Source organism: Pedobacter sp. G11, from assembly GCF_003860265.1.
Taxonomy (GTDB): domain Bacteria; phylum Bacteroidota; class Bacteroidia; order Sphingobacteriales; family Sphingobacteriaceae; genus Pedobacter; species Pedobacter agri.
Genome location: NZ_CP034190.1, coordinates 1,602,115 through 1,623,435 on the forward strand (window position 1 = coordinate 1,602,115; position 21,321 = coordinate 1,623,435).

20 protein-coding genes are annotated in these 21,321 nt (G+C 37.6%); 4 read left to right on the plus strand and 16 right to left on the minus strand.

What is annotated here, in order from left to right:
• Window positions 1–4: 4 nt before the first annotated feature.
• Window positions 5–1,048 (plus strand): hypothetical protein, encoded by a 1,044-nt coding sequence (locus EA772_RS07025; RefSeq protein WP_124912070.1) that lies wholly within the window; start codon window positions 5–7, stop codon window positions 1,046–1,048.
• 66 nt (window positions 1,049–1,114) lie between these two features.
• Here the strand turns inward: EA772_RS07025 and EA772_RS07030 are convergent, their stop codons facing one another.
• The 4 genes from EA772_RS07030 to EA772_RS07045 all read right to left on the minus strand — a co-directional run bounded on the left by EA772_RS07030 (window position 1,115) and on the right by EA772_RS07045 (window position 4,598).
• Window positions 1,115–1,675, minus strand: a complete 561-nt coding sequence (locus EA772_RS07030; RefSeq protein WP_116168629.1) for a type 1 glutamine amidotransferase domain-containing protein — start codon at window positions 1,673–1,675, stop codon at window positions 1,115–1,117.
• A 59-nt stretch (window positions 1,676–1,734) separates the two neighbouring features.
• On the minus strand, window positions 1,735–2,436 hold the full coding sequence (locus tag EA772_RS07035) for a hypothetical protein (protein WP_124912072.1): 702 nt from the start codon (window positions 2,434–2,436) through the stop codon (window positions 1,735–1,737).
• Between the two features lie 3 nt (window positions 2,437–2,439).
• On the minus strand, window positions 2,440–3,186 hold the full coding sequence (locus tag EA772_RS07040) for a glycosyltransferase family 2 protein (RefSeq protein ID WP_124912074.1): 747 nt from the start codon (window positions 3,184–3,186) through the stop codon (window positions 2,440–2,442).
• 140 nt (window positions 3,187–3,326) lie between these two features.
• Window positions 3,327–4,598 (minus strand): glycosyltransferase, encoded by a 1,272-nt coding sequence (locus EA772_RS07045; protein ID WP_246834061.1) that lies wholly within the window; start codon window positions 4,596–4,598, stop codon window positions 3,327–3,329.
• Window positions 4,599–4,680: 82 nt separating this feature from the next.
• Here EA772_RS07045 and EA772_RS07050 point away from each other — a divergent pair, with 82 nt between their 5' ends.
• A complete protein-coding gene (locus EA772_RS07050) occupies window positions 4,681–7,869 on the plus strand; it encodes a S41 family peptidase (protein ID WP_124912078.1) in 3,189 nt (1,062 codons plus the stop codon).
• A 165-nt stretch (window positions 7,870–8,034) separates the two neighbouring features.
• Window positions 8,035–8,787: a bifunctional 2-polyprenyl-6-hydroxyphenol methylase/3-demethylubiquinol 3-O-methyltransferase UbiG gene (locus tag EA772_RS07055; protein ID WP_124912080.1), complete on the plus strand. Its 753-nt coding sequence runs from the start codon at window positions 8,035–8,037 to the stop codon at window positions 8,785–8,787.
• Here EA772_RS07055 and EA772_RS07060 read toward each other — a convergent pair.
• From EA772_RS07060 to upp, 10 genes are all read right to left on the minus strand, one after another.
• A complete protein-coding gene (locus tag EA772_RS07060) occupies window positions 8,782–10,233 on the minus strand; it encodes an alpha-L-fucosidase (protein ID WP_124912082.1) in 1,452 nt (483 codons plus the stop codon). The genes EA772_RS07055 and EA772_RS07060 overlap by 6 nt on opposite strands.
• A gap of 43 nt (window positions 10,234–10,276) precedes the next feature.
• Entirely contained in the window at window positions 10,277–11,191 is a 915-nt protein-coding gene (locus EA772_RS07065; RefSeq protein ID WP_124912084.1) for a glycosyltransferase, read from the minus strand.
• Window positions 11,192–11,450: 259 nt separating this feature from the next.
• Window positions 11,451–12,215 (minus strand): class I SAM-dependent methyltransferase, encoded by a 765-nt coding sequence (locus tag EA772_RS07070; protein WP_246834062.1) that lies wholly within the window; start codon window positions 12,213–12,215, stop codon window positions 11,451–11,453.
• 8 nt (window positions 12,216–12,223) lie between these two features.
• Window positions 12,224–12,871: an FkbM family methyltransferase gene (locus tag EA772_RS07075; protein ID WP_124912086.1), complete on the minus strand. Its 648-nt coding sequence runs from the start codon at window positions 12,869–12,871 to the stop codon at window positions 12,224–12,226.
• Window positions 12,868–14,187: a flippase gene (locus tag EA772_RS07080; protein ID WP_124912088.1), complete on the minus strand. Its 1,320-nt coding sequence runs from the start codon at window positions 14,185–14,187 to the stop codon at window positions 12,868–12,870. Before EA772_RS07080 ends, EA772_RS07075 begins: the two co-directional genes overlap by 4 nt.
• Before the next feature lie 31 nt (window positions 14,188–14,218).
• Window positions 14,219–14,935: a hypothetical protein gene (locus EA772_RS07085; RefSeq protein WP_124912090.1), complete on the minus strand. Its 717-nt coding sequence runs from the start codon at window positions 14,933–14,935 to the stop codon at window positions 14,219–14,221.
• Window positions 14,936–14,972: 37 nt separating this feature from the next.
• Window positions 14,973–15,491: a DinB family protein gene (locus EA772_RS07090; RefSeq protein WP_124912092.1), complete on the minus strand. Its 519-nt coding sequence runs from the start codon at window positions 15,489–15,491 to the stop codon at window positions 14,973–14,975.
• 20 nt (window positions 15,492–15,511) lie between these two features.
• Window positions 15,512–16,201, minus strand: a complete 690-nt coding sequence (locus EA772_RS07095; protein WP_010599702.1) for a YjjG family noncanonical pyrimidine nucleotidase — start codon at window positions 16,199–16,201, stop codon at window positions 15,512–15,514.
• Window positions 16,202–16,240: 39 nt separating this feature from the next.
• Complete coding sequence (locus EA772_RS07100; protein WP_124912094.1) at window positions 16,241–16,558, minus strand: low molecular weight protein tyrosine phosphatase family protein; 318 nt, start codon at window positions 16,556–16,558, stop codon at window positions 16,241–16,243.
• A 9-nt stretch (window positions 16,559–16,567) separates the two neighbouring features.
• Window positions 16,568–17,212, minus strand: coding sequence for a uracil phosphoribosyltransferase (upp, locus tag EA772_RS07105; RefSeq protein WP_124912096.1), 645 nt, complete (start codon window positions 17,210–17,212; stop codon window positions 16,568–16,570).
• 231 nt (window positions 17,213–17,443) lie between these two features.
• Here upp and EA772_RS07110 point away from each other — a divergent pair, with 231 nt between their 5' ends.
• Window positions 17,444–19,327, plus strand: coding sequence for a glycoside hydrolase family 172 protein (locus EA772_RS07110; RefSeq protein ID WP_168187493.1), 1,884 nt, complete (start codon window positions 17,444–17,446; stop codon window positions 19,325–19,327).
• Here the strand turns inward: EA772_RS07110 and EA772_RS07115 are convergent.
• The gene (locus EA772_RS07115) at window positions 19,324–20,592 is read right to left on the minus strand and encodes a hypothetical protein (protein ID WP_124912099.1); all 1,269 of its coding nucleotides are present in this window, start codon (window positions 20,590–20,592) and stop codon (window positions 19,324–19,326) included. The genes EA772_RS07110 and EA772_RS07115 overlap by 4 nt on opposite strands.
• Window positions 20,593–20,725: 133 nt before the next feature.
• The gene (locus tag EA772_RS07120) at window positions 20,726–21,232 is read right to left on the minus strand and encodes a DUF6702 family protein (RefSeq protein WP_124912101.1); all 507 of its coding nucleotides are present in this window, start codon (window positions 21,230–21,232) and stop codon (window positions 20,726–20,728) included.
• Between the last annotated feature and the right edge of the window lie 89 nt (window positions 21,233–21,321).

Consider the following 21,321-nt stretch of genomic DNA (forward strand, 5'->3'; position numbering starts at 1 on the left):
TTCCATGGAAAATGAAGACGTAAAAATCCTGAAAAAGAAACCGATTTTTCCGGTTACGCCAGCGCTGCAGAAATATTTGCGTACTTACCAGCGTGAGGCGAAGTTACCTATCGGTTATAACGATTTAATGCAATTTAATGAAGCTTTTCCTTTGATGGATAAGTTTGGGAAAGATTCGCTTTGGGAGGGACCAATTTATGCTCAGGACTTAATCGAAACGTTACACAATGGCTTAAAAGAAATCTATGCAAATCTAAAAGCTTCCGGAAATCTTCGTATCGTTGAACATAAATACATCGATAAAATTGAATATTGTACGTTCGGGAACACACACCCTTTTCGGATTCGTATTGTAAACCGATTAAATGATGTTTACGATTATTTCTACATCAAAAAAGCTGACGCCTCCCGTATTTACGGTTTAGAAATGGAAGAGATTTTATCGCCAAATCAGGTAAATTATTTAGTTGATGGCGATACTTTGGTAGAAGAACATATTGCCGGAATACCTGGCGATGTATTTACAAAGGGACAATTGTATACGCCAGAGTTTAATCCCACACGTATTGCCAAAGAATTTGTAAAATTTAACGAACGCTGCTTAATTATGCTTCTAGGCGATATGCGGGCATATAATTTCGTGGTTCAGATCACACCTGATTTTGATGATATTCAATTTCGCATCCGGGCAATAGATTTTGATCAGCAATTTTATGAAGGAAACCTAAAAGTTTATTTGCCGCAATTTTTTAAGGAAAATTTGCCTTACGTAAAAATGAGCATGGAACAGCTCACTGAGAAAACTGTTCTTCAATATCAACAGGAAGAGCGTTCATCAATTGTTCATCGGGTTCGAAGTGAGCGGCATCGTTTAACTGATCTTCGGGATGTATCGAACAAAGAGAAATTAACCACGCCCGAGAATATCGCCATTTTGAAAAAAAGTATGAGCGAATATTTTAAGGATACGAACTATTTAAGGTGCAAAAACATGACTGATATTATCGAACTGAATATCAAAAATATCATTCGCCAGGTTAAGCTATAAATGAAAACGGTTGACAAAATTGCCAACCGTTTCTCTGAGTGAATTTAGAAAGAGCGTCCAAAACGTTTAGGCGTGTTGTCCCTCGTGTACACCTTCTGCAAATTCCTCAACAATTTTATCATTAAAGGCAGGTAAATCCTTTGGTGTTCGGCTGGTTACCAAACCCTGATCTACTACCACTTCTTCATCACTCCAAATTGCACCTGCATTAATCAAATCTTGCGAAATGTTCTTTACCGATGTGAGTTTTCTGCCCTCAACAACTTCAGCATTAATTAATGTTTGCGGTCCGTGGCAAATCGCAGCAACAGGTTTTCCATCACTAAAAAATGATTTTACAAATGCAATAGCATCTTCATTTACGCGTAGCTGATCCGGATTAATCACGCCTCCTGGAAGAAGTAATCCATTATAATCGTCAGCATTTGCTTCTGAAATGGTTTTATCTACATCAACTTCTATCGACCAATGGTCGTGATCCCAAGCTTTAATTTTTCCGCTTTTTGAGGAGATGATGTGAACGGTTGCACCCTCTTCTTTTAACCTTTTCACTGGTTCGGTTAATTCTACTTCTTCAAATCCGCTTTCTGAAAGAACAGCAATAGTGCGGTTACTTAATTGTCCCATAATCTTTTTCTGTTTTTAATAAGTATATATTAAAGACAGAATTTACGGAAAATTTGTTTTTAGAAATTTGATTGAATAACGAGTGTTGTTTCTGTATCTAATTCATTTCTATAAAATACGTCGTAAATCACTCTGCTTACAATAGTTTTAACAGGTTGTGCATCTTTAAAAGATGTCAGAGAAAACTTTAACTGAAAATATTCTTTTGTTTTATTTCTTTTGAAGCCTAATGATTTCAGCAATCTCTTTTTATCCTTTGGAAAAAACATTTCATTTCCAATTTGCTCATCTGGTGTAATTGAAATAATAAGATTATTCTTATTGCATTTAAATTTAAGATAAAGATTTGAGCTCTTTTTAAGATGGAACACAAAGGATAAAATTTTACCATAAGCCAAATCAAATATGGCGTCATCAAATTCTTGTCCATCATAAAATGGAGTTATCTTCTGATTACTCACTATGTTTAACCTGACTTTAGTTTTCGCTATTTGCTCATCAGCATACCCTGAAATCAGCGGTCTCAATGTTTTAAGTCTATCATAATATCTGATCATATTCTCCAACTCTGTTTTTTCTGGGTAAGATGGATCTTTTATTGAATTGAGAATCAGTAGTTGATGATTTGCCATCGCAATGCCTTTTTGAAATTTATGAGCCCCTAGGTAATCAAAATCTTCTAGGCATTCATTTAGGCACTTTGTTAATTCTTTTCTTTCATCTTCATAAGCTGCAATTAGTTCGTTAAGTTCCTCATTCATAACTTAGTCATTCGTTCTTTGATGTTTAACGAAATAGAAAGCCAAATTAACTGCAATAATAATGTGATTGATAATATTTGGAATTAAACCGTAGTATTTGGTAAAGATGTTAAACCGTTCTTTGAGGCTTTCACGGTGTTTTTTCTTACTCATTCCGCCAACCAGGTATTTAGCAACATACCGGTGAACGTTTACAATACTCGATGCTTTTTTTGCGGCTTTAATAATCCAATCAATGTCTGAACTATATTTATAGCTCAAATCGTAAGGCGCAATGATACTTCTTTTAATGTAAATGGCTTGGTGACTAATGCTCATTCCGTATTTAAAGCTCTTCCAGTCAAATTGTTCTGGTGCTTCGTGTCGTCTTCGGCCAAGGCTCTGCCAATTATCATTATACATTTCGGTTTCGCCATAATAAATGTCAGCACCGGGAGCAGAATCAAAAATATCCTGTACCGTATGCTCGTCAAAAATTTCATCCCCCGAATTCATGAATAACACATAATCGCCAGTGGCTATCGCCAAACCCTTGTTCATGGCATCGTAAATTCCTTTATCAGGTTCTGATACGATTTTAGAAACCTTGCTTCTGTATTTTTCGATAACTGCTAAAGTGCCATCATTCGATTTTCCATCGATGATAATGTACTCAATTTTTGGATACGTTTGGTTGAGGACAGAATTAATCGTTCGTTCAATATCCCGAACGTTATTATACACAATGGTGATGACAGTTAGTTTAGGCAAGGTTAGATCTTTTGAGTCGCTATAAATTTAATAAAGATTGCCTGATATTTAATAGCTGGAATAAAAGGAAATGTGAAATTTGTTTATTGTAACTATTCCAGCCCAAATGTAATAGCCTGTAAACTAATTATATTTAATTATTACTTCGGCTGTAAATCAATCAAGGTTTCGTACAAGTGGATATGTTCGGCAGCAATAACTTCCTCCGAGAAATCGGTTAAAATACTCAATCTTGCTGCCTTTTGCACTTCTTCCTTATTCGGACGATGATACAACCATTCAATTCCATTGGCCAAATCTGCAGCATTTTCATATTCAGCCAGATAACCGTTTTGCATGTGCTTCACCATATCAGGAATTCCGCCAGTGGTAAAAGCAATAACCGGCGTGGCGCAGGCCAAACTTTCCATTACCGTGTTGGGTAAATTATCTTCTAACGATGGAGTAATGAACGCATCGGCAGCTGAGTAGCATTTCGCTAAATGATCATCTTTATTAATGGTTCCTAAAAAAGTGGTTTTGAAAGGAAACTCCGGCATTTCAGCATTTTCTTTATTACCAAAAATAACGAGTTCGATATTTTCTTTTTTTAATCCAGGTCTGCGGGATAAAATTTCCAGCGCTTCGATTAAGTACGGCGTTCCTTTATGTTTGTCGTTTTTCGAGGGCATAAAACCACTCATCAGCACAAAATGATCAGGGTTGATCTTGAGTATCCTCTTCGCCTCCGCTTTGACGTAAGGTTTAAAAATTTTAGTTTCAATGGTATTTGGAATAACAGTGGTTTTTCGGGTACCCAATAAACTGCTAAATTTAACAGATTTTGCCATCCAGTTGCTTGGCGCCACAATATGAAAGTTTAATTCGCCATAGGCTTTTTGTTTGCGCAACCAGGTTTTATGAGAAATATCGTTATCACTGCTAAATTTTAGAATCGGGCAGTTTCCACATTGCTGATGAAAATTTTCGCAGCCATAACGTACATGGCAGCCGCCGGTAAAGGCATTGCTATCATGAAAAGTCCATACGATTGGCTTTTCCAGTTCATCTAACTCTGCTAAAAATTTAGGGGTAAGAAAACCATGATTCACCCAATGAAGATGAATAATATCTGCATTTTTAACCTCTGGATGATTTTTGATTGATCGGCCAAACCATTGCAGGCTAAAAGGCGTTTTTACCGATTTACTTAACCATTTGGCATAATACCGTTCTGATAGAATGTTAAAAACTGCAGCCCCTTTTTGAATCGGCGATTTGCTAAAAGTATCAATGTCAGGATTTTGTCCAAACTTGTAATACACCAAAACTTTTGAATCAATGCCACTTGCTTTCAGGGCATCACTTAAGCGCAAACAGGCTCGTCCTGCTCCGCCATTTCCATCATAGGTATTTAGGTGTACTACTTTCAAATCAATCAAAAATACATTTATTGTTACGAATATAAAATCTGTTGTGTAAATTCAGCTTTCCAAAGCCAAACAAACAGAAATCATGATTAAATACCTGCTAAAATCGCTTACAGCAATGGCTTTTTTGTTGCCAAGCTATTCTTTCGCCCAGAATCAAACTTATTTCGCATCGTATCCTGCTCTAACGCCCGATGCACAAACAATAGTATTCAGTTACGACGGCGATATCTGGAAAGTTCCGGTTAAAGGCGGTGTCGCATCGCGGATTACCGCCATGCAGGGGGAGGAAATCAATCCAAAAGTTTCTCCCGACGGTAAATGGCTGGCTTTCTCAGCAAACCAGTTTGGAAATCATGATGTGTACATTATGCCAATTAACGGCGGCGATATTAAACAGCTCACTTTCAATGATGCTTCTGATGAGGTAGATAACTGGAGCTGGGATTCAAAAACGATCTATTTCACATCTGGCAGATACAATTCTTTCTCGAGTTATAAAGTTGGAATTACCGGCGGAACGGCAACCCGTTTGTTTGATAATTATTTTAATACCACCCACCACATCGCCGAATCGCCAACGGGAGAATTATTTTTTAATGATACCTGGGAAAGTTATCGATTCACCAATCGCAAGCATTACAAAGGTGCTTATAATCCTGATATTCAATCTTACAATCCTAAAACCAAAGCTTATAAGCGTTATACCGATTATATTGGAAAAGATTTCTGGACGAGCGTCGATCAGAAAGGTAATGTGTTTTTTGTTTCAGATGAAGGTAACGACGAGTATAATCTTTATACTTTCCTTGCCGGGAAAAAAACAGGTCTAACCAAATTCGAAACTTCTATTAAACGTCCTTTTGTTGCTGCAAACGGAACAACAGTAGTTTTTGAGAAAGATTATCAATTGTATACTTATGATGTAGCTTCGAAAAAAACTGAGAAAGTAAACATCAGCACTTCAAGAAATCAGGTGCTAAGTAAAGAACAAGAATACGATGTTCGTTCAAATATTTCCGCTTTTGATGCCTCAACTGATGGCAAAAAGATAGCCTTTATTTCCCGTGGGGAAGTTTTTGTAAGTGATGCCGATGGAAAATTTATCCGCAAAATTACCAATAGCGGCGAAAGGGCAATGGAATGCAAATGGCTTGCCGATAATAAAACGATATTGTTTAGTCAAACCTCAAACGGTTTTCAAAATTGGTTCACCATCACCGGCGATGGGAAGGGAACGGTTAAACAACTCACCAAAGATAAAGCAAACAACCGGGATATTACCCTGAATAAAACCAAAACGATGGCAGTTTATTTAAGCGGAAGAAATGAGTTGAAATTGATGGATCTCAAAACTTTCGACAGTAAAACTTTGGTAACTGATGAGTTCTGGGCCTTTCAAAACTCAGCACCAAGTTTCTCTCCAAATGATGAATATGTGTTGTTCACGGTTTACAGAAATTTTGAGCAAGATTTGGTTGTACATAACATTAAAGGCAATAAAACCATCAATTTAACCAATACCGGTGTAACCGAAACTGGTCCGGCATGGTCGCCAGATGGAAAATATATTTTCTTTACCAGTGCCCGTACCAAGCCGTCCTATCCAACGGGAATGAACAGTGCACATATTTATCGCATGGCGTTAAACAATTATGATGAGCCTTATCGCTCTGATAAATTTGATGATTTATTTAAGGAAACTAAGCCAACGGATGTAAAGCCAGTTGTGGTGATCACTAAAGATAAAAATGGAAAGGCAGACACGACTAAAAAGAAAATGGAAGTTAAGCCAACGCCAAAACCTGCCAATATAATAACCATTAATACACAGGATATTTTGGATCGTATTGAACTGGTAGGCCCGAGTTTTGGTGGACAGTATGGCACAGATGTGTTTGCCAAGGGCGATAAAACTTATGTTTTTTATTCTTCAAACCATGAGGGCGGAGCACCAGCACTTTACCGTACAACCATTGAGCCTTTCGAAGCCAATAAAACAGAAAAAGTTGCTGATGGAGGCGATTATTCCATTATTCAGGCTGGTGATAAGTATTACGTACTTTCTCGTGGAGTGATTAACAAATACACCTTAGAAGCAAATAAGCTTGATAAAATTGACCATGGTTACAAGTTTACCAGAAATCTCAATGCCGAATTTAATCAGATGTTTTACGAAACCTGGGTGGGTTTGGATGAGAATTTTTATGATGAGAAATTCCACGGTGTAGATTGGGATAAAATGAGAACACGTTACGCAGCTTACCTGCCTTACGTAAACAACCGTAGTGATTTAAGAATTTTGTTGAATGATATGCTTGGCGAACTGAATTCTTCGCACATGGGCTTCAATAGTTTTGGCGCAGAGGAAAAGAAAAATCTTACTTACATCACCAACGAAACCGGAATCATCTTCGATAACGAAAATCCTTTAAAAGTAGAGCGTATCGCGGCAAAAAGCAACGCGTCTCGTACAGGAACCAATATTTTGGCTGGAGATATTTTAACCGAAGTAAACGGGATTAAGGTTGATGAAAAGATCGACCGCGATTATTATTTTAGTAAGCCATCATTAGATAAAGAAATGACCTTGACTTTCGAGCGGAAAGGGAAGCAGGTGTATGTTAATATTCATCCTGAAAGTGCAGCAACCTTACGCGGAAATCTTTACGACGAATGGATTGCCAATAACCGTAAAAACGTTGATAAATGGGGGAATAATCGCATTGCCTATTCCTACATGAAAAATATGGGAGGTGGGGAATTGGAAGTTTTCTTGTTGGATATGGTGGCTCAGGAAGAAAATAAAGATGCGATCATTCTTGACTTACGTTATAATACCGGCGGAAATGTTCATGATGATGTATTAAAATTCTTGTCTCAGCGACCGTATTTACAATGGAAATATCGTGGTGGTAAATTGGCACCACAAAGTAATTTCGGGCCTGCTGCAAAACCAATTGTCTTGTTAATTAACGAGCAATCGCTGAGTGATGCGGAAATGACCGCAGCTGGTTTCAAGCAATTGAAACTGGGGAAAATTATCGGAACAGAAACCTACCGTTGGATTATTTTTACTTCTGCAAAGGGTTTGGTTGATGGCTCATCTTACCGTTTACCGTCGTGGGGATGTTACACTATGGATGGCAAAAACCTGGAGAGCGAAGGGGTTAAGCCTGATATTTTCGTAAAGAACACTTTCGAAGATCGACTGGCAGATAAAGATCCTCAACTGGAAAAAGCGGTTGCCGAGATTTTGAAAGACTTAAAATAGGGTTAACTGATAAGTTGTTTGAATTGGTTAATTGTTGGATAGCCGAACTATCTGCAATTAACCAATTTTGCGTTTATAGCTTCAGCTATTTTTGAATTACACAATTAATCAATTTACACAGTTAACCAAATTTTCCGTTTCTTTGGCTTTGGAATTATTTTAAACATGGCAAATTTATTAACCGACAGGGCTTTTTGGGTAAATTATTGGGAAAGTAAAAAAGGACTTGCGGTACAACTCCCTCCTGATTATGTTTTTCATGGCCAACTAACAAATATTGTACATCAAAATCAAGTTCAAACTGCAATTGAATTGGGCGGCTTTCCTGGCTATTATGCGGTATTTTTAAAAAAATATCTTAAGCTCGATGTTACCCTTTTAGATTATTTTGTGCATCCACCCGTGGTAAACGAACTACTGGAAAAGAATGGATTACGAGCGCAGGATATTCATATTATCGAAACCGATTTGTTCAGTTATCAACCGGAGAAACAATATGATTTAGTGCTGAGCTGTGGTTTAATTGAGCATTTTAATGATACAGCCGATATCATTAACCGCCACGTTGCTTTTGTAAAACCTGGCGGAACGTTATTTATTACCTTGCCAAACTTTAAAGCCGTAAATGGCTGGTTCCAGAAAAACTTCGATAAAGAAAACTATGACAAACACAATATCGATAGCATGAACCCAGCGTTATTGAAATCAATTTGTGAAACAGCTGGTTTGCAAGAAGTGAAAGCAGGATATTTTGGCCGTTTCAGTGTATGGTTAGAAAACGAAAGTCAAAAATCTGCAGGCGTTCGTTTATTTAAGAAAGCGGTTTGGTTAACCGGCAAGATACTTACACGACTGGTACCTGTAGAAAGTAAATCCTTATCTCCTTACATCGTTGTACAAGCTAAAAAACCTTTATAAACTTTTCTTATACAAGCCAATTTCGCTCAGTGTAATACAAACCGGAGATTTAGTAATGCTGATTTTTACTTTATTGGTTGTTACAGGTTGGTCTAGTTTAATCAATCGCTTTGCGCCAATACTGGTACCTTCATAAATTTTATTCCAGCTATTATTTTCCCATATCTCAATCGTGTAAGCTTCAATTCTTTGTCCCAGTGGGATATATTCCTGGAGACTGATGATGTCGAAACTTTTAGGTGCTTTTAAGTCAATTTCGAAGCTGGCGTTATAAGTGTCATCTGCCGTAGCCCAATACGTTTGTTTGTTTCCATCTAAAGCCAATGCCGGATTAAATTTTTTGCCCCTTGAATGGCTTGAGCTGATGGTTGCTCCTTTAGCGAGGTTGTTGGAAAAGGTATTTTTTACTATTCTTCCGAAAGCTTTAAGGGCGGCAACGTCATCATCATGAAGCTGTCCACGGGTATCAGGCGCTAAACCTAAATCAAGTCCTGCTCCACGGCCCACACTCTTCAGGTATAAATCGAAAAGCATTTCGGGTGTTTTTGGTTTTTCTGTTTCATGATAAAACCAGCCTTTACGAAGCGGAACATCGCATTCTGCAGGCATCCAAAATTTACCATTTCTAATTCCACCAGGACTTTGCGGATAATTTGCCTGGCCCGGAACGGCCGCATTTTTTCCATCCGGTGCCATTGGAGTGAAGGTTGCCCATGAGGTTTCCGCAGCATGGCCATCTTCATTGCCCACCCAGCGAATATCTAGACCAATATCGCTAAAAATGTTGGCCATAGGTTGCATTTTTCTAGTGATGCCCCAGGTGTTGGTCCAATCGTAATATGTGGTATTATCTATAGAACGTTTTTCTCTCGCACCACCGTAATAGCCGTCGCCACCATTTGCACCATCATGCCAGCTCATAAAAAGCTCGCCATAATCGCTGTAAAGTTCTTTTAGTTGCGCCTGATAAACTGAAAGATATTTATTGGTGCCATATAGCGGATTATTACGATCCCATGGGGAACAATAAACACCAAATTTTAAGCCGTTTTTGCGTGCAGCCTGTTCCACTTCTTTTACTAAATTGCCTTTCCCGTTCCTAAAAGGGCTTTTGGTAATATTATAGTCGGTGGTTTTGGTTGGCCAAAGGGCAAAACCATCGTGGTGTTTGGCGACAAGAATGATGCCTTTTAAACCACCTGCTTTAGCCGCCTGTATGATTTGTTCTGCATTGAAATCAGTGGGGTTAAATGTTTTTGGATCAGCATCTCCAAAACCCCATTCTTTGTTTTCAAAAGTAGTAGGGGTGAAATGTATTAAACCATAAACTTCCAGATCATGCCAGGCTAATTGCCTTTTAGATGGTAACGAACCATAAGGTTTGGGTGCGGTTTGCGCAATAACTTTTGAGGAAATCAGTAATAAAAGGATGAAAAACGGCTTCATATCTTATAGCTTGGGATAAGCCAAAATACAAAGAATTTCTATACTACTTCGAGAAATACTGTGCTAATTTCTCACGTACAAAGCGTTTGATTCTGGTGGCCATATTTCCTTTCCTGCTGGCAAGGAATTTTTTAATAGTCTGATAGGCTTTTTTATCCTCTTCAATTACATCAGGAAATTGTGTGATTGGTTTTGGATTAATCACTACATTATAAATATCGTTAATTCCAGAGTGAACCCCGGTACCATCATGGCCGATGTTATTGACTAAGGATTGCGACGGGTTTAACGTTAAACCACCTTTGAGAAAGATGGAGGCATACCAGCGAATCGCCCAGCTATTGTTTTTTCCTTTCTTAAATTCCTGCATTTGCTTCCAGAAATTCATCTTGTTCTCAATAGAAAAGGCAGCTCTTTCCTTTTTGTCGAACTGTTTCATTAAGGTATCAATATTTGGCTCAAAGTTTTTCCATGCACGTCCCCAGGTTGCCCAACCCCAGCTTGTAGCTGCTCTATAAAAGAATGTTTGCGGCAAGTTTTCATCTTTCAATGGATACATGTATGCACCAATGTGCATGACTTTTTGATCATTGCGATAACGGTTAAGGGCATCGTTAAAATAGGTTAAAGTATGTGGAGAGCTAATCAGGTCATCTTCAAAAACAATTACCTGTTCATAATCGTCAACGAGCTTTGTAACCCCTTCAATTACAGAATTGGCAAGACCGGCATTGGTTTTACGCTCAAAAACCTTTACAGATTTGAATCCATCAACGTTATTAATAATTGCCCTTACTTTAGCTACTTTATCTTCATCTGCAGGCGATTTTGCTCCGTCTGAGAAAATAAATAATCTGGATTCAGTGGCCAGATCATTTTGCTGCAAAAACTTAATTGTTCGCTCGGTATGTTGTGGGCGATTGTAAACGAAAAGGGCTATAGGAGCGAGGTTTTGCATTGTTGATGTTATTTTACCACTTAAGTAATGTAGGTTTGATTTAAGCCATAGCCTTGAAAAAATCGTTCATATAATTCGTTATTTTAGATTTTCTGACCTTAAACTTCAATCGCCGCAGCGTTTGTTTTGTAACCTAAATCTTTCCTCGTTAAAAACATATATCGTTATTTAAATGCTAACGGATGTATTTTTAAAAGGGAAATTTAACCTTTCTGATTTAAAAGAACTTATATTTCCTTAAATTCTTACAAGGTAATTCTTAAAATATATGTAGATTTTGATCTGATTTCTTAGTTAATACGGTATAGGCATTTGCGAACTGTTCCTGTTTCTTCCTGCCTAGCAAGTTACCCAAGGTTTTTTTGATTTTGTATTCCAGTTCAATCTTCAGGCTTTTTGTAAAAGTTTTTGGTGCTTTCTTATTTACAAATTCGTTAAATTTTACTGTTTCTGGAGCGGTCATCGAAACTTTATCTTCAAGGATGTCCAGTCCTTCACTTTGTAATAAAAACCTCAATGAGGTTGGCGTATACATGTTGATATGCCCATAATCCAGGAAATGCTTCATCCGTGTATCTACACCAAAACGGTAATCTTTTGGTACCTCAACCACAATATATTTGGACACTCTCTTTAATTCACGAAGCAAAATGCGTTCATGCTCCACATGTTCGAGCACATGCGCAAGAACTACCAGATCAAAGCTGTCATCAGTATAGGGGATTTTATAACCATCAAAAGTTTGTGCTTCCTTAAGTCTGGCAAGTTTTCTGCCGTTAATAATATCTACTCCGCTTTGGGCTATTTCAATGGCGTAGAGTTCAGGTGCAAAATTCCATTCGTTCAAAAAATGTAAAATGCTTCCATCACCAGCGCCAACTTCTAAAACTTTTCCAGGTTTCAAAGCTTTACATACGTCAACAATATTTTGCGCCTTATATTTAGCGCCAAGCATGCGCCAGGCTACATCGCTATTGGTATAAAAGTTATCGTAGGCTGTTTTTACTTCTTCGCTTAACATCATTTCTGAAATTAAATTCCTAAACAGTTATCTGCCTTGTAAAAAACAGAAGTAGCTTTCTCATAGAACAAACCTGGAGAAATTCCGCTGAAACTAATTTCCTTAAAGCCTTGTTCTTTCAAAAATATTCGGGCTGGATCATAAACTTCACGTTCACTATCATCTAGCACAATAACACCATTTTTAGAAAGTGCTTCCAGGCTGTATTTGCAACATCTTACTCTGTCTCGCCCGTCTACAATGATGATATCGAATTTCTTGCCAATTAATGCAGCTTTTTTCGAATACTCTCCGTCGCGTTGCAGCTCGCAGTATATCATTTCTGCATTTGAAGGGCTGCTGCCTTTAACCTTATCAAACCAATTTTTATCATGTTCTACTGAAGTTACCGATGCTGCTTTTTCAGCATAGAAAATGGTAGAATTTCCAGAACCGTATTCGAAAATATGCTGTGTGTTATTGATTCTTTCTTTGATGAAATCGATAAAGGAATAAGTTACCCATGGAAGCGCTTTTCCATTTCCATCAACAGCTTGTTGTTGATCAAAAGCTGTAAACCAGCCAATGCTATTTAAATAACCTTTGTGTCCGTATGATAATAGTGCCTTTAACCTGTTAGGTTTCGAAAGTAGTGTGGCTAATGCTTTAAGTGTGCTCAACGTTTAAGTATTTTTTGAAATGTTGTGATCAAAAATAATGATTTTAACATCATTATTCCTTGCTGTCGGGTTTTTGGAATTAATAAGATGAAAAATGTTGAAATAAAACAAGCGATGAGTGTCGCGATAGAAGCACCAATTCCCGCGTATTTAGGAATCAGCCAAAGATTAAGTAAAATATTAACTATAGCTCCAGCCGTAGTTCGGTAAAAAGCAATTTTTGTATATCCTTCAGCAATCAGATATTGTGAGCTGGCACTTCCTAAAAATACAAATATCCCAGACCAAATATGAATAGAAAGCATTGTTCCGGCGCCTTCATATTCATTTGAATACAATAAATGGATAATGAAGTTTGCAGTAAAACTAATGAAAATACCTACTGGAAGACAGATGTAAACAAGTAAATCGTACAGGTTTCCTAATCTTTTATGGTAACGTTCCAGATCAGTTTTTCTTGCATTGATAAGTGCTGGAAAAACAGAAGTTACGATCGCAACCGGTATAAAATACCAGGCCTCACTTAAATTAGCTGCTGCGCCATAAATTCCGACCGCTTTACTTCCTACTTCTTTAAGCATCACCACATCTATCTTCATGTAAATGGAAACCATCACTGCAGACAGAATAAGTGGAGATGACTGTTTCAGTAGCGATTTTGCTCTGCTGAAATCAAAATTCCAATCAAAAATATTAAAACCTCGCTTTTGATATACAATGACCAAACCCAGCGCCAAAATAAATCCATCAAACACTAAAGCAAGAACAATGTAAATCAAAGGAAACCCTAGATAGATTAGTATCAACTTAACAATGGCTGAGATTATTAAGCAAATATTTTGAACCTGAACTACATATTTCGACTGAACTTGGGATTGAAAATAGGCATCAATCACATTAAATGATTTGAAAAATGAGGCTAGGGCAAGCAATCCCACTATAATCGTCAAAGGCTCACCTGGATTTTTAGATATTTTATGGCTGATGTAGTAAATAGCCATTGCAACAGGAATAGCTGCGGCATTTGTAATGAGCCTTAACCATAAGGAAGTTCCTAAAATTTCATCTTTTTTGGAAGGCTCTTTTATAATTTCTCTGATGATGAAGGTATCTAGTCCTAAAGCACCTATTGCAGCTAAAATTGCTACCAATGAAAGACCGAAGGTAAGATCGCCGAAAAGATCGGGGCCCAAATATCGGGCAATAAATAAGCCAACTACTAAACTTAATAGCTTGCCAAACATTAACCAACCCGTATTTTTTAAATACTTGTTAAATGCCTCCTCATCAAAACCTTTTATGGTAGGTAGTTTCATTAGCGCAAAGATGTAAAAAAATGTGCGTTAATTATGTGAGCGGTGCACCAACTGCAATGTCGCATCTGTGGCCAGGTTCCCCATTTTTTGGATTTAACTTTGCACCGGCCTGGCCTTCGGGTGCTTTAGCTTCATTTGGAAAAATTAAAGGTGCTTTAGTTTCTGCTTTATTTATCGTTTGCGCAGGTGTGGAACTTGCAGCTCGTACAGGTTTTGAGTTTAACGGCGCTCCAACAGCAATGTCACATCTATGGTTAGGCTGCCCATGTGGCGGATTCATCCCTTTGGCAACTTTTGTATTAACGGTTTGCGCAACCACTGGCTGTGTCGTGCTGGTTTGAACAGCTTGTACTGGTTTTGAAGATAAAGGCGCACCAACTGCGATATCGCATCGGTGACCTGGTTCGCCATGTTTAGGATTTAGCTTTTCATTCCCCTTATCTGTATTTACTGGAATGCTTGCAGCTGCAGGTTGTACCTGAGTTATATTTTGTTGGGGCTGAGCTACCGCAGTTTGGTTTAAAGGTGCTCCCTCTGCCAAAGCACATGTATGACCTGGCTGACCATGTTTTGGATTAAAAATTAGCGTTTTAGTAGAGGTTTGTGCCGCTGGAACAGCTGATGTATTAGTTTTTTGAAGTCCTTCCAACCCTGCCGGTGTAGTGATCACAGTTTGGTTCGCATCTTTTTGTTCACTGTTACATGAAAAAAACACGAAGATTGCCGGGAGGTAAAGGAGATTTTTCATAAAGCGCTGTGGTTTACCCAAAGATGATAAAATAATTTTAACGCTGAAAACTATCTTCGATCCTAATGAGCTGTTTTAAATGATGTTTCAAATGTATTTCAATAAAACGAAGCCATTGCCTGGAGTTTAAATAGCCCAAACGGGGATGTTTGGTTTTAACGCTCTGATCTGCACCGCCGACTGATGGATAAATATGCAACAATGAAGACTCAAATTCTAAAATAAAATCAAGTGCTTCGGCTTTGGTTATTTTCTTCACCCGGTCTGCCATGCGTTTTGGCACTTTATATTTTTGTGCGGGAGGAAATGCGCCTAAAAACAAAATCACTTTAACGATAAAGTGTGTGGGCTGATCTTCGCCTTTGCCTTTAATGCAGTTTTCCAATGCAATTAATGAGAGTAAACTTGCATCAAAAATATGCGAATACACCTCGCTGTAGCTCCATCCGTTAATGGGTGGTGTCACCTGAAAAATTTCCTCGTCGTATTGAGAGAGTCGGGCTTTATAAGCGTCGACTATTTTATGTATAGAGGCATTTACTTTTGCAGGTGTCATTTCATAAAGATAAGATACAATTAGAATAACTGTAGTAATTCTTTCAGGTGAGTGATTTGATTTTTCACATCTGCAGGTTTATCTTTCTCCAATGGATTGAAGAAAATTGCCTCCATTCCGAAATTAAGCGCTCCATAAATATCGGCTTCCAAACTATCGCCAATCATAATACTTTCTTCTTTTGAAGCTTTTGCTTTATCCAGTGCGTATTCAAAAATAATCGGGTTGGGTTTATTTACACCAACATCTTCAGAAATAATCACATTTTCGAAGTATGGATTTAAATTGGATAGATTCATTTTAGTTAAAGTGGTTTCCTTAAATCCATTGGAGATAATGTGTAGGGTATATTTTTGCTGGAGATAAGCCAACACATCTTCTGCAGCTTCAAATAAATTTGTTTTCGTTGGCGATATGCTTACGTAATCATCTTCAAACTGATGCGGCACAGCATCAGGATGGATTCCCAACTCAATAAAAGTTTTGCTAAACCGCTCGGCCCGCAAAAAATCTTTTGTAATTTTTCCTAAATGATAATCTGCCCAAAGCTGGTGGTTATTTTCAGTATATTTTAAAATGAAATCGGCACAAGAATTTAAACCTATCTCATTTAATTTGTAGGTGTGATAAAGTTCATTGAGTGTTTCTTCGGCATTACGATCAAAATCCCAAATGGTATGATCGAGGTCGAAAAAAATATGTTTTTTCATTGGAAATGATTTTCACAAAGGTAGGCTAATGTTCCAGATTTATAAATAGTCGAGGGTTTTCGAATTCAATTCCTCGATAAGTTCTTTGTCCATGTATTGGTATTCATCTGGAATATCCATAATTACAATTTTCTTGTCTGCAATTTCTTCACTGAACTTTTCTTCAATCCTTTGTTTGTGCTTTTTTTCCATCACAAAAATAAGGTCGGCCCAAATAACATGTTTTGCATTGAGTTTAATTCTTGCCGAGGGCTCAGTGCCTGCTGACCTTACCTGGTGCTCGGGGTGGTTTTTGTAGATGGTTTCTGCGGTAGCACTTCGCCATTTATTCCTGCTGCAAACAAAGAGAATATTCATTTATTGCAATTATACTTTTTCTCCATAAGCCAAATCTCCGGCATCGCCTAAACCAGGAACGATGTATGATTTGCTTGTCATTTCTTCATCAATGGCACCAAGCCACAGCTTTGCCTTCGGTAGGTTTGCTCGAACATGCGCTACGCCCTCTGTACTCGCTATTGCTGCCACAATATGAAGTTCGGCTATTTTATACCTGTTCAATAATTCTTTGCAACACATTACCATGCTTTGGCCTGTAGCCAGCATAGGGTCGGCCATAATCAATACTTTTCCATCTAAATCAGGCGAGGAGATGTAATCCATCTGAATCACGAAATCGCCGCTTTTTTTAACCTTACGGTATGCAGAAATAAAACAACATTCAGATTTATCAAATATATTCAGCAATCCCTGCTGCAAGGGTAAACCCGCCCTTAAAATGGTAGCTAAAACAGGTTGCTGCACCAAGACCTCACAAGGCGAAACCCCTAATGGCGTGGTTACCTCTCGGGTGGTGTATGGTAAAGATTTACTGATTTCATACGCGAAAAACTCCCCGACACGTTCCAGATTCTTTCTAAAACGCATGGAATCCTTTTGGATGTTTTCATCTCTCATTTCAGAAATAAAAGTATTGGCGATGGATTTAATTTTACTCAGGTCGAAAATCATGATGTTTTATTGTTTTGGTCAGGCCAGGCCTGATGGTCTAAATTACTGTTTTGGGTTGAGAGTAAGTAACAACTTTATGGATATTTATGGTAGGCTAAATATATTATCTACTTTACTTTTTGATTCAGCTAAATCGTATTAGTTGCCAACTAACCAAATATAAATCTTGATTTTACCATGAGCTACGCTAAGTTTATCAAAGCCATATGCCTAAATTGCTTTATTGCGGTTATGGCTTCTACGATCGCTTCTGCACAAAAAAGTAGTGTTAACGTTACATCAGAATTGGAATCGATGACAACCATATCGAATCTTCCAAAGTATACGGACGCTGTGGTAAAGCAGTTTTCTTCCTATGATACAACAGGGAATAACGATGATGGTTTTAGTGGGAAGTATTCTTTTATCAGAAAAAATCCAGATAGCAGTCTGGTCATTTTTGAAGATAAAGGCGCAGGCGTGATCAATCGTATTTGGACACCGACACCGACAAGTGATACGCTTGATTTTTATTTTGATCGCAGTAAGAAACCCTCTTATTCCATAAAATTTTCAGACTTGTTTTCAGGCAAAATATACCCCTTTAACCTGCCACTTTGCGGCAATCAGGTAGGTGGATATTTTTGTTATTTCCCTATCCCATATAAAAATGGATGCAAAGTTGTTTTCAGGGGTAAGAAATTAGAATTCTATCAAATCCAGTATCGTAATTTTGGAAAAAACGCCAATGTTAAAACATTTAACCCCAATTTATCAGCATCAGAAAAAGCAGCGTTCGAAAAGCTAAGCTCATCGTGGACAGCCATTAAGGAAAACATTCTTTCATCTCCCGGAATCGAAACAATTGCGGTTGATAAAATCCTGTCACCTGGCCAAAGTTTATCACTGGTTAGCGTATCAAAGCCCGGCCGTTTTTTAGGTTTCGAAATCGAGAATGCCAAACAGTTTGAAGGATTAGAAAAGTTAATCGATATTAAAATAACCTGGGACGATGAAGTCCAGCCATCAGCTTACCTTCCCCTGGCTGATTTTTTTGGCTATGCTTTTGGTAAAATTTCCATGCAAAGTTTGATAAGCGGCACCGCGAATAACACCAATTACAATTACTTCCCGATGCCGTTTGAAAAAAACGCAAAAGTAGAATTGATTTATCGTAAAGGCATTTCGAATGGACATGCAGAGCCATTAACAATAAAGGCAAGATGGTATTTTTCGCCATTACCGCATGATCCGGAAACAGAAGGAAAGTTTTACACTTTTTGGAACAGTGATAAGAATGCCGCATTGGGTAAACCACACGTTTTTTTACAAGGAGCAGGTAGAGGACATTACGTGGGTACAATTTTGCAGGCTCAGGGACTAAATCCTGGTATGACTTTGTTTTTTGAAGGCGATGATTACACCGTAATTGATGGCAAAATGACCATGCATGGAACCGGATCTGAAGATTATTTTAATGGCGGCTGGTATGCCTTGCTCGATCGTTGGGACCGTAAAATGAGTTTGCCGCTGCATGGTTCATTGGATTATTCCCTCTCATTCAGCCGAACCGGAGGTTACAGGTTATTTTTAGCGGATAAAATGCCTTTTCAGAAAACTATTTTGCATACCATTGAACATGGGCCGGAGCAAAATAATAAACCCGCCGACTATACTTCGGTGGCTTTCTACTATGCTGATAGAGCGATTTCAACATCCCAATTACCAGATGCTAAGAATACGATGGTTTTTGTTCCTGATACCATGATGATTTATCCCCAGCTCATGAATTTGAGTTTCAATGGTCAGGCTACTATTGATGGAAATAACTTCATCGGAAAAAATGGTGCGCAAATTCGCGTAGACTTACAGGAAATTCCAAACGGAAAGTATAAGCTTTATGCTGATTTAGAAACAGCTGCCGATGGTGCAGAAATTACCTTCTGGCAACGCCAAACTAAAATTAGTGAACCCATCTCATTCTATAGCACACAAAAAGAGGTCAAAAAGAAAATGTTTCTGTGCGATCTCGATATCAATGAGTTTAGGAACACCGTCACCTTACATTTTAAAAACGACAAAGCTAAAAATCGTGTAAATATTGGGCGGTTGATCCTGGTTAAAAGTAAACCTTAGTTTCCTGCGTAATTATTCATTTCAATAAAGGCAAGCTTTAGTTTTTTGTATTTTAAATGATCTGAAAGGCTGCGGAGTTGCCAGTTGCTCAGAAAATAACCATTTACAAATTTAACTGTATCTACATACTCTTTTATCGAATTAAAAATGGTTCCGTTAGAAAGATGCTGAAGTGTAGTGTCGTTCAGGCAATACGAATAAACAAGCAAAGGTGTTACTTTTTCCAGCTGAAGATCGTACCAGTTAAATGGGGTGCAGGTTCCAGCACGAAAACCAGCCCGGTTAGGGTAACCCATAGAATAGTCGGTTGTGATGCCTGAGTTCAATAAATTTAAATAGCAGATCGGAAATTTTAAAATTTCCAACTGCTGACTGCTCACATTAATTTGGTCTGGCAGTATTTTTTTAAGTTTTGCTAAGCCTGTTTTAATTTCATCGATTTTCTCCTTATCGCTGGCGCATGGCCTTAGTAAACCTACATTTTTTGATGATAGATTTTTCGAAATACCATTTGCTTTAATGTAATCATCAGGAACATTTGGAAAGTTGATAAAAAATATCGGATCCGTCTGCTTTTTCTCCAATACCAAATTTAAATCGCTTAGTACAGCCTCGCTACTTACACCAATACCAGTGAGCTGATCGAATTTTGAACTCAAAAAGTTATTTTCTTTGTTAAAAACCGAGCTGAATAAAAATTTCGTCCGGCCTAAGAAACCATCGGGTATGTTTGGGGTAATGTTAAAATTAATGCTTGGCTGATTAATAAAACGTTTCTCGTAAAACTTAAATTCCGGATGTTTTTTGCGGATCATATTTTTGATCAACATTGCCCATTCATCAATAATTGGCCTTTCTAAAATTTTCCATTTAAACTGATAGCTCTTTTTCGCTTCGAAATCTTCGTCTGTTTTTTTCTGATGAAGATATTCCTCATAACGGGTTACAATAAAAAATGAAGCTGCAAATACATCAAATGGAAATAAAGAATTTTCTACCGGAAAGGGAACCTGGTATTCTCCAAATAACGTTGTTTTGATATTAATGTCATCGAGTTTGTTGGAAAAAAGAATAGGGCTGCTTTTGAAGAAAAGTTCATCACCTAAGGCTTTTTCACCATAACTGATTTTAACCTGCTTGCTTTGCGCAAAATATTCTGCATTTCCGGTAAACTCTATTTCGGTCTTGAGAATTTCTTTAAAAATAAAATTGAAGATATATTTTATTCTTGGAGTTAAAACAGAGGAGAAAATAATTAAATGCATAACTTATTTAAACAGTAGGTAATGTATAACTAAGATTATTAACAATTTTCCCGGTAATTGATCTTTTTGTTAACGGGATATTAAAACTAGTAGTATTTTAACACCAATTTAATATCTAATACAAAAATTACATTTAAAAGTTTGTGGCAAACTTCTTATCAGGATATAGGATTTTAGTGCTTTTACGTGTTTGCGCTTTCACCAGATGCACGATACTCATCTGATCATCAAACAGATCGTAAAGAATGGTATTCGTAACTTCCACCGCTTTTAAACTCGAAATTTTTTCTACTTCGAGATAAATGTTCGTGGCTTCATGATCTATTTCAAAGCCGATGTATTTCATTGCAACAGCTTTGCCGTTTGCTTTAATCTGCAGATGGGAATTGATGTATTTTTTCACCATCTCATCCATCGCATTTTTGAGCGCAGGATTAGAAAGATCCGTTTTCTGTTTATAGTTTTTTGCTAAAATAGATTCAAAATCGTCTGAGAAAATTCGACAACTGATTTCCAAAGTTTTATCCTTTTGATTAAAACTTACTTCAGTAGTGCTTACATGCAAAGGATGTTTTATTCCTGCTGAAACAGTAAAGCAAATGCAGAAAAGTAACCCTATTAAAAATCTTACTTTTTTCATCAGATATTTATTGAATTGGAAGGCATCAACAAACAAAGCTACGATTTAATTTTCTACAATATTTTCATAACACCTCAAGCTCCACTCGA

What these genes read in the sequence shown, in the direction of transcription:
- EA772_RS07110 (WP_168187493.1), top strand. Translation starts at nt 17,444, where the DNA reads ATGGCTTCTACGATCGCTTCTGCACAAAAAAGTAGTGTTAACGTTACA.
- EA772_RS07115 (WP_124912099.1), bottom strand. Translation starts at nt 20,592, where the DNA reads ATGCATTTAATTATTTTCTCCTCTGTTTTAACTCCAAGAATAAAATAT.
- upp (WP_124912096.1), bottom strand. Translation starts at nt 17,212, where the DNA reads ATGATTTTCGACCTGAGTAAAATTAAATCCATCGCCAATACTTTTATT.
- EA772_RS07050 (WP_124912078.1), top strand. Translation starts at nt 4,681, where the DNA reads ATGATTAAATACCTGCTAAAATCGCTTACAGCAATGGCTTTTTTGTTG.
- EA772_RS07090 (WP_124912092.1), bottom strand. Translation starts at nt 15,491, where the DNA reads ATGACACCTGCAAAAGTAAATGCCTCTATACATAAAATAGTCGACGCT.
- EA772_RS07055 (WP_124912080.1), top strand. Translation starts at nt 8,035, where the DNA reads ATGGCAAATTTATTAACCGACAGGGCTTTTTGGGTAAATTATTGGGAA.
- EA772_RS07085 (WP_124912090.1), bottom strand. Translation starts at nt 14,935, where the DNA reads ATGAAAAATCTCCTTTACCTCCCGGCAATCTTCGTGTTTTTTTCATGT.
- EA772_RS07060 (WP_124912082.1), bottom strand. Translation starts at nt 10,233, where the DNA reads ATGAAGCCGTTTTTCATCCTTTTATTACTGATTTCCTCAAAAGTTATT.
- EA772_RS07100 (WP_124912094.1), bottom strand. Translation starts at nt 16,558, where the DNA reads ATGAATATTCTCTTTGTTTGCAGCAGGAATAAATGGCGAAGTGCTACC.
- EA772_RS07120 (WP_124912101.1), bottom strand. Translation starts at nt 21,232, where the DNA reads ATGAAAAAAGTAAGATTTTTAATAGGGTTACTTTTCTGCATTTGCTTT.
- EA772_RS07025 (WP_124912070.1), top strand. Translation starts at nt 5, where the DNA reads ATGGAAAATGAAGACGTAAAAATCCTGAAAAAGAAACCGATTTTTCCG.
- EA772_RS07080 (WP_124912088.1), bottom strand. Translation starts at nt 14,187, where the DNA reads ATGAAACTACCTACCATAAAAGGTTTTGATGAGGAGGCATTTAACAAG.
- EA772_RS07070 (WP_246834062.1), bottom strand. Translation starts at nt 12,215, where the DNA reads ATGATGTTAAGCGAAGAAGTAAAAACAGCCTACGATAACTTTTATACC.
- EA772_RS07095 (WP_010599702.1), bottom strand. Translation starts at nt 16,201, where the DNA reads ATGAAAAAACATATTTTTTTCGACCTCGATCATACCATTTGGGATTTT.
- EA772_RS07030 (WP_116168629.1), bottom strand. Translation starts at nt 1,675, where the DNA reads ATGGGACAATTAAGTAACCGCACTATTGCTGTTCTTTCAGAAAGCGGA.
- EA772_RS07035 (WP_124912072.1), bottom strand. Translation starts at nt 2,436, where the DNA reads ATGAATGAGGAACTTAACGAACTAATTGCAGCTTATGAAGATGAAAGA.
- EA772_RS07065 (WP_124912084.1), bottom strand. Translation starts at nt 11,191, where the DNA reads ATGCAAAACCTCGCTCCTATAGCCCTTTTCGTTTACAATCGCCCACAA.